Genomic DNA, 16,073 nt, shown 5'->3' with positions numbered 1-16,073 from the left:
GGGCATTCCTCTCGGCATCAGCCAGGCGGGTGAGCGCCGCGGCCCGCTCAGCCGGATCGCTTGCTGTCAGCCCGAACGCCCATCCCAGCCGCTCGTGCCACACGTCGGCGCCATCCGCCCTCACGCCCCCACGCTCCTCTTCACTCTCAAGACCATGCTCTGCCCCAAGCCATCATCGCCTCCGCCCGCCCCCCTCGTCATGCGCGGAGCCGGTCTCGTGCTCCACCGGCACCGCCCGTGGGTCACCGGTGTCTGGAGGGAACTCTGCGCGGCCTGCGACGCGCACAGCCCGGTCGCCCACGCGTTCATCCGGTGCCACCGGTGACAGCGGCCGGATCGAGGGTCCCATGTACGGCCGGTCGGGATGTCACGCTGCGTGAGCCAGACCGAGGTCGCACTGGTCGCTCCCTCCGTAGAGGTATCCGGATCGTCCTGGCAGTTGATGCCGTTGCGCGGGCCCAGGTGGCAGGTTCTGTGTATGGCGAATACCACCGGTACCTCTGGGCGCGTGTGGGCGTCGCGGCGGCGGTCGGCCATCGGCTGGACGGCCGCCTGGGCGACGGTGTACTCCTGCTTCGGCCTGGTCTGCACGCTCAGCGGTGCGTCACTGTTCCAGATGGGTGACACTCCCGGGCCGGTGGCGCTGGGGTGGGCGGTCACCGTTGTGGGGGCGTTGGCGGCGTCGGTCTGTGGCGCCGCAGCGTGGTGCGGACCGCGGCCTGCTGTACGGGTGTTGCTGTGGACGGTCTGTGGGCTCGCCGGGATCGCCGCCTTCGGCCTGCTGATGGACATCATCACGCTGGCCTTCGGTCAGGGGGTGGACGGCCCCGTGGCCGCGGCGAACCACGTGCTGGCAGCGGTGGGTGCGGTCCTGCTCGCCGCCACCGCTCGTACCTTGCGTCATCCTCGCGTCGCGTCCGCCCCGCAGCCCCCGTCCGCGGTCCCACGGCCGGTTCAGTTCGCCGCCTGGGCCGGGACAGTGGCCTTCTTCCCCTACGCGGGGATGAAGCTCACCTGGGCGTTGGGCGGCACATTCGCCCACACCAGCGGCGCGGACATGCGCGAGATCTCCGAACGCAATGGTGCGTCGGGAATCTGGCTCACCCTGGAGTCCTGGGGCCTGGACGCCACCGTGCTGCTGGCCGCCCTCGGGGTCTTCCTGCTGTGGGGCCTGGTCCGGCCCTGGGGCCGGGTCTTCCCCCGCTGGACGCCGGGGCTGTCCGGCCGACGCGTACCGCGCTGGCTGCTGTTGGTCCCGGCGGTGCTCGGTGCCGCCACCCTGGCCCCGTACGGGGTGCTCGGTATCGGCTACTGCTCCTTGGCCACGGTCGGCGTCGTGACGATGCGGCGTGGAGACTTCCCCTCGTCCGGCGATGCCTTGACGGTCGCCTGGATCGGCATGGTCGCCTTCGCCGTGTACGGCGTCGCCCTGGTGCTGGCCGCCCGCTCGTACTGGCTCAGAACCAGCCTCCGGCAGGAGCATGACGACGCAGCGTGACCACTCACTGGCCGCCGGCGGACTCAGAACCGGCCACCCACACACCGGGACCCGGAGCAGGACCCGAAGGTGCTGCCCCGGCTGTTCGAGGACTGGGAGAGCGAGACCATGTACGCCCACGGCTGGACTCGCGACCCTGTACCCGGCGTACCGTCCGCCCCTCTTCGAGGCGAGTAGTCATGCCATCACCGTCTCAGGACGACGGCTGCGGCGTTCGGGTGCGGGTCAGTTCACGAGGTCAAGGGGGACAGTGGACCGAAGGCGTAGTAGTGGGCGAGGTCGACCGCGTCGTCGATGTCATGGGTGCCGTCGGGATTCTTGGGGTACCGGGCGAGGAACAGCGCGTACTGGACTCGCATCTGCTCTTCCGGGGTGAACGTGGTGAAGTCGACCCCGTGGAGCTGGTGATCCGTGGGCAGGTTCGCGGTGTTGGAGAACTTCCTCCACTGCATGGTGAGGCCGATGTGCTCGGTGTCGTCGACGAGCTGGCGCGACAGCTCCATGTAGCGGTAGGGCAGCTGGGCGGCGAGCTTGGCGTGGTCCGGCAGGGTGTCGCGGTCCGCGGGGTCGGTGATCCCCATGTCGAGGTAGGTGTCACGGGTGTCGAGGTCGGTGCGGTTCCGCCGGAGGTTGAGCAGGGCGGTCCGGTGCTCCTCGAAGATCTCGACCGCCTCGGGGCTGTCGGGTGGTGTCCCGTTCATGACCAAACGGATGAGGCGCCGTTCCTGCTGGATCAGGTTCAGCACCGCGATCAGCCGGTCCTGGTGGCCGCTCGGCTGGTGCTTGGCCTGCTCCAGCTTCGACACGAGCAGTTCGATCTGGGACTCGCTGCTGCCGGAGTACATCAGTGTCGGCAGTGCCTTGAGCAGGGAGTGCGCCGCCGCGATCATATGGGTCGCGTCGATCGCGCCGTTCTCATGGACTGCCAGCTTGCCGATCCAGTCATGGACCTCCCGGACCATGGTCTGGTGCTGGGTGACCCGCTTGGCGCCCAGCAGCCGGTCGGTCGGCCAGCCCTGGAGTTTTTGGTGGAAGGAGTTCCACCGCTGGGGCGCGGCGGGGTTGTAGGAGGCCGCCATGCTGCTCGTGGACTGCTCGTAGCCGGACGACCACAGCCGGGTCGACGCCCGCGTACGGAGTTCGTTGAAGCGCGCCGCCAGCCGCTGGTTGCCCGCGTGCCGCTCGGCCGCCTCCCGCACCCACCGGTCGAAGTGGAATGGCTGCCAGAAGTCGAGGCCGTTGAGGTGGGTCCCGGCCCAGTCAAATCCGCTCTCGTCGAGCAGCTTGAGATCCGTCGCGGCGTCGTTCACTCCCAGGGCGAGGCGCGACAGCTCGGCACGCCGTCCGATCCTGGAGCGCGCGTTTCTCATGAGCTGTGGCGACAGAGCGGTCTCCTTGCCGAGATCCTTGAGAATCCGCTCGAATCTCGCCTTCAACTCGTCCTCGGTGATCCGGTTCTGCTTCACCAGGTCGGGGCCGAGAAGGAGCTGGGCCTCGGCCTGGATCTCCAGGTTGTTCCGGGCACTGATCGCCAGGTTCTCCCGCTGCTGCCGGGTCAGCGGTGGCTGGTGCTGCCGCGATCCGCCCTTCTCCGTCTCGGCCTTGCGCTGCTCGTCGGCGAGGTGCTTCTGCCACATGGCCTCGGCGAGGTCGGCCTGCACCTGTGCCAACCGGGCCTTCGCCGCGTCCTTGCCTGCCTTGGTGGTGCCGGGGCCGAAGGCGGAGGTGATGAAGCGCTCGATGGTCGCCAGCATCCGCCAGTCGTGGCCGTGCATGATGCTGCCCTCCTCGACGGCGGTCATCAGCAGGTCGGCGGAGATGAGGTCGAGCACCGTGTTCGCCTTGGCCAGTTTCTCCGGGGGAGTGGCGTCGGCCATCTGGGAGAGGGCGTCCAGCAGGGCGAGGAGCTGTGTCTCGTTCTCGGAGAAATCTCCGGCGAAGAGCTTCTTGTTCTCCTCGATCTCCACCTGGACCTTCTTGTACCGCATCGCTTCAGGGTGCACGGCGAAGGAATCGACGACAAGCTGCCGGAGCCGGCGCTGCCGAGTCTTCGGATTCCCGTGCTGCTCCTTGTCCAGCGCGTTCAGGGCTGCCTTCAAGGTGGTGACCGTGTTGAAGGCCCGCTGGTACCGCTTGCGCAGCTCCGTGAACTCCTCGGTCACCGAGTTCGCCTTCTGGACCACCGCACCCATGTACTTCCTGAACTGGTCCATTTTTGCTTCGTAGGAGGCGATGGCGGTGCTCAGCTCTTCGCGCAGCAGGGCGACCTCAGGCAGGGAGTCGAACCTGTCCAGGATGTGCGGAGCCGGCTGACCGTCGGTCGAGGCATCGGGCATGTCCAGATCCGCGAGATATGCCCGCAACAGCCCCAGAGTCATGTCACGTTCGAACATCGACTGGTTCAGTACGGCGTCCAGCATCGCGGCGGCGGACTTCCAGTCCGTGGGCACGTCGGAGCCGCCCTTGGCGAGGAACTGGTTCCACTCGATCCGCGTGTTCACGGCCATGAGCCGGACGATCGCCAGGTCCGCCTGGCGCGGGGTCAGGAACGGGACGGTGGGGTCCGCGGGATCGCGCGGGCTGGCCAGCCCGGTGGCGATCTCGCCGACGGTGGCCGCCATGGCCTCGGCGTCGGCCTTGCTCAGCAGCCCCTTGCCCACCAGTTCCGGGAGGTTCCGGGCGAGGGTGCCGACGTCATGGCGGAAGTCCTGCGCGGTGTAGGAATCGGGCTGGGCGCCCTGCTTGGCCTGGGCGATCCGGAGCTGTGCCTTGAGCACCTCGACAGCCTTGATGATCTTGTCGGGCGCGCCGTCCAGAGAGTCCGTGAGCTGGTTGATCCGCTGTTCGGCGGCTGCGAAGTCCGTGGTGTGCTGGAGCACCTCCCATCCGGAGGTGAGCAGCGCCATGGCGCGGGTCTGCCGGTAGGGCTGCGGTATCAGCCCGTCGTACTTCCGTGCCGCTGTCATCGACTGGAACAGCGCCTTGTCGTCGTCGAAGAGCCGGCCTCGGTGGTACTCGGCCTCGGGGTCCGTGCCGGTGTCGGAGGCCGGGTTCAGCCAGAGGACGGCGAAGCCCTTCTTGATGTCCTTGAGCACCTTCCTGGTGGCCTTCTGGTCCCGGTCCTGGTGCTCCTTCCAGAACTGGTCCGTCAGGTCGTACAGGTCGGTGAGCGTCGTCGGTTGCGATATGAGCCGCTGGGCCGGGGCCGGTCGTCGCGGGACGGTGCGGGACTCCTGGACGTCCTCGGTGCTGTCGGTGTTCTTGCTGGTCGCCGTCGTGTCGGTGTTCTGGGTGTTCTGGGCGGGCTGGACGGGCTGCTGCGTGTCGGCCGGTGGCCGGGACTGCCCGCGGATCGGCACACTGGTCTGTACGGGGCGGCCGGTCGTGGGGGTGGTGCTGGACAGGGACGGGAAGTTCTGCTCGTTCACGAGCAGTCGCAGGGCCGCCTCTGCCTCCCTGGCGACCCTCATCTCGGCTGCGTGGTCCTGCTGCGCCTTGATCCAGGGGTTCTGCCTGGTCTGGACGCCCGGTTTCGTCATCAACGGGTAGAAGTAGAGCAGCTTGCCGTTCTTGGTGACACCGCCGATCCCGTTCCCCCATCGGTCCGTCGCCCGGAAGGTGCCGTCGGCCGGGATCTTCCCTTCGCGGGCCATCTGGCGCAGGGAGGCGGACACCACCTTCCAGGTCATGCCGGGGCCGAAGAAGGTGTGCAGCGGCTTGGTCCACACGAACGGGTGCCGCGCCTTCGGACCCGGAGCCAGACGCGCCGGAAAGACCCCGTTCCAGGTGGGGTTCTCCTGGCTGTACTCGTACTGCGGGTCCGGATTCACGACGATCTCGTCGGCCCTTCCCGGGTCGACGATGTGGTAGCCCTTCAGCTCGTAGGTCGCCGTCGCCGGGTCGAAGCGGTAGTGACCGCGGATCATGTGGAACACGGCCTCACCGGCTTCGACGCCGTCCTCGGTGAGCCGGGGCGACTCGTCTGGCCCCTCCGGGGTGTCGGTGAGCGTCATCACGGTCTCGACCTGGTCGCCCAGTGCCCGCAGATCGGCGTCGAGGGAGCGGGGCTGCTGGGTCCGGGCCCGGACATCACCGACGCCGGAGTTCTGGCCGGCCTCCGTCCGCCGGGAAGTCTCAGGGTCCGTCACGCCCCGTTCCAGCACGTTGGCGGCGTCGAAATGGCCGGGGTCCGGATCGGTGGTGACGAGATGGGTGGGGGCCGGATCGAAGGTGACCTGATTGAGGGTGATGGGTATGTCCAACTTGAAGAAGTAGCGGGCCAGGTCCGTCGCGGGGCCCGAGTCGTGGCCCGTGCCCGATTCCGAGTCCAGTCCGAGGTGCAGTGCGTACTTCAGGCGCTGCACCTTGCTGTAGCTCAGCAGATCGAGATTCAACCCGCGCAGCGGATGCCCGGGACCGCGCCGTACATCCGTGAAAGCGGCCCACTGGTCCTCCAGCAGCTTGTGCTGGGCGTCCGAGAGGTTGGAGAGCTTCAGCTCGATGTAACGCAGGTTCAGTACGAGGGCGTTGAAGGCCCGGTCCTCCAGGTGATCGATCTGGGCGGATTCGTCGTAGTCGTTCATCAGATAGCTGCTCTGATGAGGCAGACCCACGCCCCTGCTGACCGCGGTCAGCAGGACCGTGTCGTACTCCTCGAACAGCAGGGCCTCCGTGGTCACCTCCGACTCGCCGCTGAGTACGAAAGAGATCACCTCATGTTCCGACCGGATCAGTTCAAGCATCGCCGTGAGCTGTCCCTGATAGCCCTGGTCCCGCTCCGCGGCCAGTTCCAGCTTCTTGATCAGCAGGTTGGCCTCCGGGCCGAGATCACCGTTGGCCAGGAGAACCGGCAGCGCCCTGAGCAGAGCCTGGGCCCCCTGGATGGCGGTCGTGGCGTTCAGCACGCCGTTCTGCTCCACCGCCAGCTTCGCGGTCCAGTACTGGATCTTGCTGATGTGCTCGCGGGCTGCCGCGACCCGGTTCTTGGGCGAGACCCGAGGCGTCGGCCACCCGTCCACCACCTCGTACACGGGCGCCCATCTCGGCGAGCCGACATAGTCGGAGGCGTGCATGCTGGTGGCCGAGAGATTCTTTCCGTTCCAGGCGTCCCGTGCGACCGTGTTGCGCAGCACGGTCAGGCTCTCGCTGAGGTCCTGGGACGTTCCGTCGTCCATCTTGGCCAGTCCGCGCAGCCATTTGTCCAGATGCAGTGCCTGCCATTGGGAGTAGATCCCGTAAGGAGTTTGCGACCAGGTGACCCCGTGGCTTGTGGCGATCTTCACCCCGGTCGCGACATTCGACGCCAGCGGGATCTTCGACACGAAGATGCGGTTCTTGATTCTCTGCTCGGTCTCGCTGATGTCTACCTTGTAGAAGGCGCCCCATTCCTTGAGATGATTGAGAATCGTGTAGAACTTCATGTTCAGCTCGTTCGCGGTGATCTGATTGTTTTTCACCGCTTCGATCCCGAACAGCAGCTGGATCTCCGCGTGCAGCTCCATATCCATGGTGAACTTGATCTGCTGATAGGAATCGACGGTCGGATTCTCCGCCTCACTGATTTTGACCTTGTTGCGCTTGTTCTTTCCCTTGGCCGCCCGAGCCTCCTTCGCCAGCCTCGCCTCCTTCGCCCTGCTGGCCGCTTCCGCCTTCGTTGCCCGGTCGGCCTTCTCCACCAGCGTGGAGACCTCGTACTCCTCCCAGGTGCGCTGGGCGTACTCGGCGCTCAGGGTCGCCAGCCGGTTCAGTTCGACGCTCTTGGCCTCGTCAGTCGCGTCGGGCCCGTTCGCCGTGGCGATATGGCGTTCGATGTTCCCGAGGAGCTGCCACACCTGCTCCGGAAAGATCAGCATGCTGTTCTCGGCCGCGATGACCGCATCGACGTCCAGCGCGTCGAGCACGGACCGGGCGGCCACGAGTGCGCCCGCTCTCGTGCTGTCAGCCATGCGGGCGGCGGCGTCCACCAGATCGAGCAGCTTCTTCTCCGTGTCCGTGATCTGGTCACCGAGCGAGTTCCTCCCCTGCTCGATATTGCGGCGCATCCACTCGTACCGGAAGCCCTCGCGAGCGACCAGGGTCGCGTCGGACATGTATTTGTTGAAAAGGGTGGCCCTCATCTTGGCGTTGCCCGCCATCGTCGTAGGGCTCAGCAGTGCATGATTGCTCCTCGCGACCGAGATCAGGGATTTGGCTTCGGCCACCCCCTTGATGATCCCGCCCTGCACGTCCACGTTGACCCCGCCGTGGAAGGCAATGCCCTGCTCCATTAGTTTGTCGGCCTGGGCTTCGAACGTCTCGACCACGATGCCCCGCTCTTTGAGCAGCTTGTTGAACTCGACTGTCTGCTCCGGGTCCTGCCGCAACGACTGGAGCAGCGGGAACATCAAATCGCGCTCGAAGGTCAGCTGATCGATGAGGGTGCGGACGGCCTTCAGCACCACGATCTGGTTGCCGAAATTCATCTGCTTCGACCGCACCGCGGCAATGTAGGTGTCCCACTCGATTCGCTTCGGCACGCTCGCGAGTTTCACGGCCGCCTGGTCCGCCTGGTCCTGGCTGAGCCAGGGGGCGTCGGTCGGCTCGTCGACGGTGGTCTGCGCCAGCGCGTTGGCCATCTGAGTGAGGGAAAGGCTGTGGTCCTGGGCTTCGCCGCCGGTCAGCACCTTACGCTTCACCAGGGCGGGCAGGTTGCGGGTGATGGTGTCGATGTCCGTCTGGAACTGCGCGGCGGTGCTCTCCGGCGGCTGTGGACCCCTCAGAGCACGGACGATACGCACCTCGGCCTCCAGGACATCCAGCGCCCTGGTCACGTCGTCGCTCGACTTGCCGACCGACAGACGCAAATGCTCGACACGATTACGGAAGGCGTCCACGTCGGTGCCGCTGTCCTTCAGCACCGTCCAGCCGGCGACCAGCAGCGTCCGGGCCCGGCTCCACAACTCGTCGGCCGGTACCTTCCCGACGTACTGGGGTGCCTGGTCCATCAGCTCGATGAGCGCGCTGTCGTCGTCGAACAGCACACCGCGCTGGAAATCCAGTTCGCTCTTCTTGCCGCCGCCTGCGGCGGTGCCCCCCAGAGTCAGCTTCGTGAAGCCGTCACGGACCCGGGTGGTGAGGTCGTGGGTGGTCTGCTTGTCCCGGATGGGCCCGTTGCGCCAGTAGTCGTCCACCAGGTCGTAGAGCGAGGCGAGTGTCACGGGCACCGGCTGGGCCGGCGGTTCGGTGGTCGTCTGGGAGTCGGGGGTGTCCTCGGTGGGCTCCGACTGCGGCAGGTCCTGCGGTGTGGTCGGGGATACCGGTGGTGTCGAGGGGACGTCTGCCGGTACCGAGGTCACGGGGAGCGGGGTCGGTTCCGGGGTGTCGGGGCGGACCGGGGCAGCGGACTGCCTACCGGAGTTGGCCAGGTTGACCGGGGCGCTCGGCGTGGGCAGGACGGGGAAGTTGTCGTCCGTCATGGCCAGCTGCTGTGCCGCGAGCGCGTCGGCCACGGCCTTCAGCCTGGCCTCTTCGTCCAGTTTGGCCGCGATCCAGGGGTTGTCCCTGGTGGTGACGCCCTCCGGCGTGACATACGGGTAGAAGTACCAGAGCCGGCCGTTCCTGGTGGCACCGGCGATACCGTTGCCCCACCGGTCCGTCACCCGGAACGGGCCGTCGTGCGGCAGCTTTCCGTCGTCGGCCAGTTCGAGCAGCGTGTTGTACACCACCGGCCAGGTCATGAACGTACCGAAGAACGTGTGCTCCGGCTTGTTCATGACGAACCGGTACGGAGCGTTCGGCCCGGGGGCCAGCGTGGCGTGGAAGACACCGTTCCACGAGGGATTCTCCATCGTGTCCGGGTATCTGGGGTCCTCCTGGACCTGGATCTGATCGGACCAGTCCGGGTTGTAGAAGTGGTAGCCCTTCAGCTCCCAGTAGCCCGTCGCTTCGTTCAGCACATAGTGGCCCTCGATGGCATGGGTCATCGCCACCGCCTGCTTGACGCCTGCCCGGGTGAGCGGCGGGTGCTGCTGGTTCGTCTCGCCCCGCTCCAGCGGCTCGGTCCGCGACCCGTCCATGTCCTCCGATTCGGACAGACCGTCCTGCGGTGTCTCGTACGGGTCGTGACTGGATGAGACGTCCTCGTCCAGTTCGGTCAGGCTGGACATCACCTCGAACAGGTCGCTGAACCGGGAATCGACGCCGCCGCGCGAGCCGGTGTCCCCGGAGTCGCCGTCGTCCGAGCCCAGCAGCATGGTGCCGCTGCTCGCGCGGGTCGAGGGGGTCCCCGTGAAGACACTGCTGATGCTGTTCGCGCGGGTCGGGACGGTTCCCGTGAAGAGACTGCTGCCACTGTTCGCGCGGGTCGGGGGGTTGCCCGTGAAGACGCTGCTGCCGCTGTTCGTCCAGGTGGCGGTCGGCACACCGCTGGCGCTGCTCACGCTCGTGGTGCGGCGGGACCGCGGTGGGGGGCCGCCGTTCGTGGAGCCCCTCCGGCTGCCGGTGGTACGGGCGCGCAACGCCGCGACGAGGTCGCCGATCCTGGCCTGGTAGGCGTCGACATCCTTCGCCGCCTCGATCAGCAGGGGCAGGTCGGTGTCGGAGAGCTCCGCCAGATCCGGGGCGGCGGTCCGCACCCGGCGCAGGACGCTGGTCAGCGAGGGGAACTCATGGTCCATGAGATGCCACATCGAGTGCACCGCCCGGAGCCCCGCCAGGTTCGCCGGGGCGTTGATCCGGGCGAGCAGAGCGGTGAACGTGAACACGTTCGCGTGGTCCTGCTGGGACACCGGGTCGCCCTTGCGCTTGTCCAGCACATCACGGACGACGTTGCGCAGTCCGTCGGCGTTGGCCCGCCGCCGCCCCTCCTGCTGCCGGACGACATCGAAGAGCTGCCGTGCGACGAGCAGGTTGTCCAGGCTCCGCTTCCAGGGGAGGTTGCGCAGTGCCTCGCCGAGCCACACCAGCCGGGTCACCTGATCGGCCTGGTCGTCGGGTCCTTCGCCGCGGAAGACCTCGCGGGCCAGGGTGGCGAGGGCATCCAAGTCGGTGGTGTCGTCCGGCAGGCCGAACTGCTGCCGGGCGAGTGCGGCCAGCTCACGGCGCGCTGCCGCCAGTCCACCCGTGTGCTGCGGCCTCCGTACCGGTGTGGGCTCCTCCGGCGCCTGCGACACGCTCGTCCGGTCGGGGTCCGTCCGGCGTGGGGCAGGTGCGGCCGGAGATGTCGTGGGGGTCTGGGGCGTGGAGTTCTGGTCCGTCAGAGGCTCGGTCGTCGGGCGCTGGTCCGTCGGGGGCTGCTCCGGCGAAGGCTGAGGGAGATCGGTGGGTTCGTCGGTCCGCACGTCGGTGTCGGTCGGCTCGACGTTCTCGCTCGTGTCGTTGACCGCATCGGTCTCGTCCCCGTTGGTGGGGAGGTCGGGCTCGACCGGCTCATCCAGGTTGTCCGACACATCCGGCTCCTGGGCGAACCGCCGCAGCCATTCGTCCGCGTAGCTGGAGTCCAGTCCGACGTCCGCGGCCACGGTGACGACCGTGTTGCGCGTTGTCTCCTGGTCGGTGTCCGCCGTCGACCGGTAGGCGTCGCGGGCCCGCTCGTACGCCTGCTGGTAGGTCTGGGAGAAGCCCAGCAGACCCGTGTGCACCTGCTGCTCCGTCAACCGGCGGCTGGCCGCGACGGCGGGCAGGGGCATCGAGGTGCTGCCCTGCCGACCGGGGAAGGTCATGAAGCTCATGACGATCGCCGTGGCCTTCGCGCCCACGCCCACCGGGTACACCGGGGCCTCCCCGCGCTCATGCTCGTACGCGGGATTCTTCTCGCCCTCGTCGATGTCCGCGGCGCTCCGGAAGCCGAGGGGCGGAGGCGTCGGCGCGGGCTCGTCGGACTCCGTGCCCTGTCCGTGGGTCTCGGAGGTCACCGGAGCGGGCTTCTTCAGCAGGGGTGACGGCTGGTCGGGGTCAAGGAGGACCCAGGTGGGCAGCCAGTCCTGGTGGTCGGAGAGCTGGTTGACGCTCACCTCCACACCGCCGTCCGTACTCTTCGGCTGGACCCAGCCCACCGGTGCGACGACCTTGACGTGCTTGCCGCCCGCCTTGGCGAAGGCCATGGCGGGGGTGTCGGAGAAGTCGGCGACCAGTTCGCCGTCGACGTTCTTGATGGTCGGGGTGCCCGCGTGGTGGGTGGCCAGCACGACGGTGTCCCCGCCGTCCTCCAGCAGATCGCGGACCGCTGGGTCGTTCTTGACCTCCGCCATGGTGAGGGTCACGTTGGCGGACGGATTCTGGCTGGTCGGGTGGGGGACCTGCACTCCCTTGCCGTACCAGCCCATGTCCAGGAACGCCGCCTTCTTCCCGCCGAGCACCGTGGCCAGCGAGGTGGACGGCTGGACCTGCTTGCGGAAGATCGCGTCACCGGGGTTGCGCAGCGAGAGTCCGCCGCTGAACGAGCCGGGAGCCACGGAGATCGTGGCCCGCTGATTCGACGGGTTCTCGACATGCTGGTAGCGCTGGTCACCGGGGGTGCCCTTGTCCGCGCGCACCCCGACGTCTCCCTTGCCCGAGACCTGAGTGGGACGCGCGGTCGCGTACAGCCTGACGTCCGGGGACTGCTCCTCGGTGTGCTGGGGCCCGAGATTGAGGTATTGGCGCAGTTGGAGGGCGGTCATCGGGGAGGGCAGGTCGGTGTCCTCCAGCGTCCGGCAGGCGATCAGCACGACATACAGCGGCTCCTTCGCCGTGAACGCCTTCTGCGCGGCGGCCGTGGCCTCGGGCACCTGCTGGAGCAGTTCGGCGAGGTGCTGCGGGGAGACCACCGCGTGGCCCGGCTTGTCACCGCCGGGGACCAGCGACGGCTTGGTCAGGGCCGCCATGAAGCGCTGGGGACCGCCGTGGGTGTCGATGAACAGGACGTGCTGGTCGCGCCAGTCCGCGTCGGTGGCGTCCTCGATGTGCCACTGGGTGGACTTCCCGTCGTTGACGACCGAGTACGTGACGACGGACCGGGTGTCGGTGTGGGCGAGCCGCTGCGATCCATGGAGGTCGGTGTCTCCGAACAGCGAGAGGACGGTGACCTTCGGCGACGGATGGTCGATCTCGGTGAACCGGACGACATCGGGGCCGGCCGAGCTTCGGCCGTTCTCCATCTCCTTCGCCCGTTCCACGGCGCTGCTCAGTTCCTCGTCACCGTCCTCCGCCGCCTTGTGGAGCAGATAGGCGATCTCGATGACCCGCTGGTGGTGCTCCATGTGCTGCTGGTCGGTCAGGAGCCGACGCATGAGTCCCTGGGTACTGGGGAGGACCATGTCCTTCGGCGTGATCTTCCGGTACGAGGGGTGGAAGACGTCCAGCAGAGTCCTGGCCCGCAGGACGAGGGGCGCCCCGTCCTCCGCGTCGAGCGTGAGCAGTTCGTACTCCCGGGCGTAGTGCTCGGCCAGCCGGGTGACGGCGTCCCCCGTCATATGGAGGCCGACGAGGGTCAGCCGGTTGATGATCGCGTCCCTCAGATGGTCCGGGGCCTGGGACCACAGGTAGGGATAGAGCTGACCGGCTCCGGTACGCAGAGCCTCCTCGACCGCGTCCACCTCCGCCGCGTTGGCGGTACGCAGGTCGTCGAGGAACTGCTCGTCCTCGCCGGCGTTTTCGAGCAGGGTCACCAGGGAGAACGGCTGCTCCTCGGACTGCGTCCCGGACGGGGCGTTCTGGTCGGCCGGCGTGACGGTGGTGGTGCCGGTCGTGCGGGTAGGTCCGTCGGTGTTCCGCCGGGTGGGTCCGTCGGTGTTCCGCTGACCTGTCTGGCTCTGCTGGTCCTGCTGGTCCGGCTGGTCCGGCTGGTCCCGCCCGGTGTCCCGGCTCGGGTGCGGACGCGGCGGTGTGTTCCTGCCCGGGGGATCGGTGGACACTCCCCGCTCCGGCCCGTCCGAGTCACGGTCGGAGTCCGGACGGTCGCCTCCGTCCGGGTCCGAGCCGTTGCCGGACCGGTCGCTCGGCTGCCAGTCCGCCACCAGGCGGTCGAAGAACTCGGCCCGGCGCGGTGCCTTCGCCCGCAGCGCGTCCGGGGCGAGGAAGTACTGCTTCGCCGTCTCGGCCAGGTCGTCGGCGGCACTGGCGTTGCTCTTCGCGCCGAACGGCTTCTCACCGGCCGTGTTGAGCGCGCCGTCGGCGTCGAAGGTACCGACCTGGGCGGTGAAGGCGTCCAGTTCGGAGGCCAGTTGCTGGGCGATGCGCGGTGCCGCCCGCAGCACCGACTCGCTTCTGCCGCGTACGAAGGCACCGGGGTGACGGCTCGCCAGCTCACGGATGGCAGCCGCGTGCCTGGGCCGCTCGGTCAAGAACTGTTCGGTCCGCATCAGATAGGACCGGATGGACGCCACGAAGTCGGCTTCCGGGGTCGTCGCACCGTGCGGCGGCTCCACACCCTCGCCCAGGACCGGGCGGCCGTCGGCGTCCCAGGTCCCGAAGGCGGAGGTGAACTCGGGCAGCGCGTACGACAGCAGGCCGTGGGCGAGGGCGCGGACCGTCGCGCCCTCGGTCTCCTGGGCGTCCGGGCCGGTCCCGTCCCCGCCGGAGGGGTCGGCGTAGAGGTTGAGGGTTCGGTGAGAGGCGATGTACTGGCTGGTCTCCGGGGTGCCGAGGAAGCCGTTCCCCGTGGTCACCGCGCCGAGCGTGGTGACCTCCTGCTCGGTGCCGGACCGGTTCGACGTCTGGCGCCGAGCGCCGAGCAGCGGGGCGAAGTGCTCCAGCGCGGCGTTCAGGCCCTGGATCTCGGGGTCGGTGAGTGTCCGGTCACGGACCTGGGAGCGGTCCTCAGGGGAGAGCCGGGGGTTGGTCTCCTGCACCGCTCTGACCCCGGCCTGCGAGTCGAGGGTCAGGCCGAAGCGGTCCTGGAGGGAAGACAGGACGCCGGCCGGGGTGGTGTCGGCCGGTACGGCGTCGTCGTCCCCGTTCTCGTCATCGCGCTCGTCCCCGCGCTCGTTCCCGTCCCCGTTCTCGCTCCGGGTCACAGACTCCTCGTCGCTGTCACCGGTCTCGCTCTCCGGGCCGAAGTGCACGATGTCGTAGGTGTCCTCGACCGTCGTCCAGTCGCTCACCGGCGGAAGGTGGGAAGGGGCGTCGGAGCCCTCGCCCGGGGCCTTCGGGGGTCCCTGCGAGTCCTGGACGTCGCCGTTGCCCGGCGGGAGCGTCGCGAGGGTCTTGGAGATCTCGTAGGACCCGTCCTCCTTCCGTCGTCTCGCGATCTCCCACTCGTTCACGTCGTGGAGCACGGGGGTGCCGCTCTGGGAGATGGAGAACTTGGGGGTGCCGGCCAGGAACTCGCCCGGGTCCAGAGTCCCCTTCTTGGCGGCGAGCCACAGCATGCCGAGCGGGTACTGGAGGTCGGTCCGCTGCTGGCGCTCGGACAGCAGCTCCATCAGCCGGAAGACGAAGGGGCGGTTGAGCGTGCCGATCCCGCAGTTGAGCAGGGTGAGCCGCATGACGCCGTCCCAGCCGCTGTCGTCCAGCAGGGCGTTGACCATGCGTTCGGCGGTGATCTGGTTGCCCTGGGAGTCGATCGGGCGTCCCTGCTTGTCGGTGTCGGAGATCAGCAGGAACGTGTTGTCCGTGTTGGCGGGCAGGCGTTGGAAGGCATTGCGGCTCTGGAGGTCGCGTGCGTGCTTGCCGTTGAGATCGCCGAAGTACAGACCCGGCCGGTCCGAGCCGAGGTCGGTGAGCTTGGTGGCCGGTGTGCTGTTCCCGAAGCGCATGACGTCGTACGCGTCGGTGCCCTCAGGCGGATTCGGGTGTACGTCGTCGACGTGGCTGCTCTTGGTCTCCAGCGGCTCCCTGTTGTCCTGGCGCGCCAGTTCGGGCAGCGTCAGATGGTGGCTGACCTGTAGATCATTGGCCGTGTGGGTGCTCTGCCAGCGCAGCAGTTTGGACAGTACGGGGTTACCGGAATGGTCGAAGTTGATCACCGACTGGGCGACGATGTGGCCGGAGTCGGTGCTGCCCGTGCGGCCGACGAACCAGACGTCGGTCAGTGACGCGACGGCGTGGCTTCTCACGCCCGCCTGGAGCAAGCCCGCCTGCACATCGCGCACGAGGGAAGAACTGACGCTCGCCAGATTGCTGTTGAGGAAGACGAGGGAGCTGTTGCGGTCCCAGTCGCTCTTGTTCAGCAGGGCGTACACGATGTGCGCGGCGGGGATGAACTGCCCCCGGGAGTCCATGGGCAGTCCGGTGTCCGGGTCGGTGTCCGCCAGCAGGTAGTACACCTTCCCCCGGGTCTCCGTGCCGTCGTCCTTGAGCCCCGGGATCTCGCTCTGCGGGAGCCGCGCGAAGACGTTCAGCTCCTGCATCCGCTTGCCCTGGTCGGAGTCCACGCTGCCGAAGTACAGGCCCTGGACCGAGGCGCCCAGGTCGGTCAGCTTGGTGCCGCGCAGGGCGGATTCCGCGATCTGCTCCTGGATCTCATGCGCGGCCTTGACCTCGGTGGTGTTGAAGTCGTCAATCGCCTCGTTGCGCTCCTTGAGCCTCGGCGCCTCCCGCGGCTCGGGGCACGGCACGGACGGCCGGGGTCCCGGCGTCCTCCGGTCTTCCCCCTGTTCTGCCCAGCGCGTGCCTCGCA

Annotated in this window: 2 protein-coding genes; one reads left to right on the top strand and one right to left on the bottom strand. The window is 68.0% G+C overall.

The genetic code is table 11. The features are described 5' to 3' along the window. Positions 1-730 precede the first annotated feature (730 nt). Positions 731-1,498: a hypothetical protein gene (locus tag AB0D49_RS25090; RefSeq protein ID WP_362761279.1), complete on the top strand. Its 768-nt coding sequence runs from the start codon at positions 731-733 to the stop codon at positions 1,496-1,498. A 230-nt stretch (positions 1,499-1,728) separates the two neighbouring features. Here the strand turns inward: AB0D49_RS25090 and AB0D49_RS25085 are convergent, their stop codons facing one another. Beyond that, positions 1,729-16,011: a hypothetical protein gene (locus AB0D49_RS25085; RefSeq protein ID WP_362761277.1), complete on the bottom strand. Its 14,283-nt coding sequence runs from the start codon at positions 16,009-16,011 to the stop codon at positions 1,729-1,731. Between the last annotated feature and the right edge of the window lie 62 nt (positions 16,012-16,073).

The sequence above is a fragment of the Streptomyces sp. NPDC048290 genome (genome assembly GCF_040652095.1).
Classification (GTDB): Bacteria; Actinomycetota; Actinomycetes; order Streptomycetales; family Streptomycetaceae; genus Streptomyces.
This window is presented reverse-complemented; position numbering and strand designations above follow the sequence as displayed.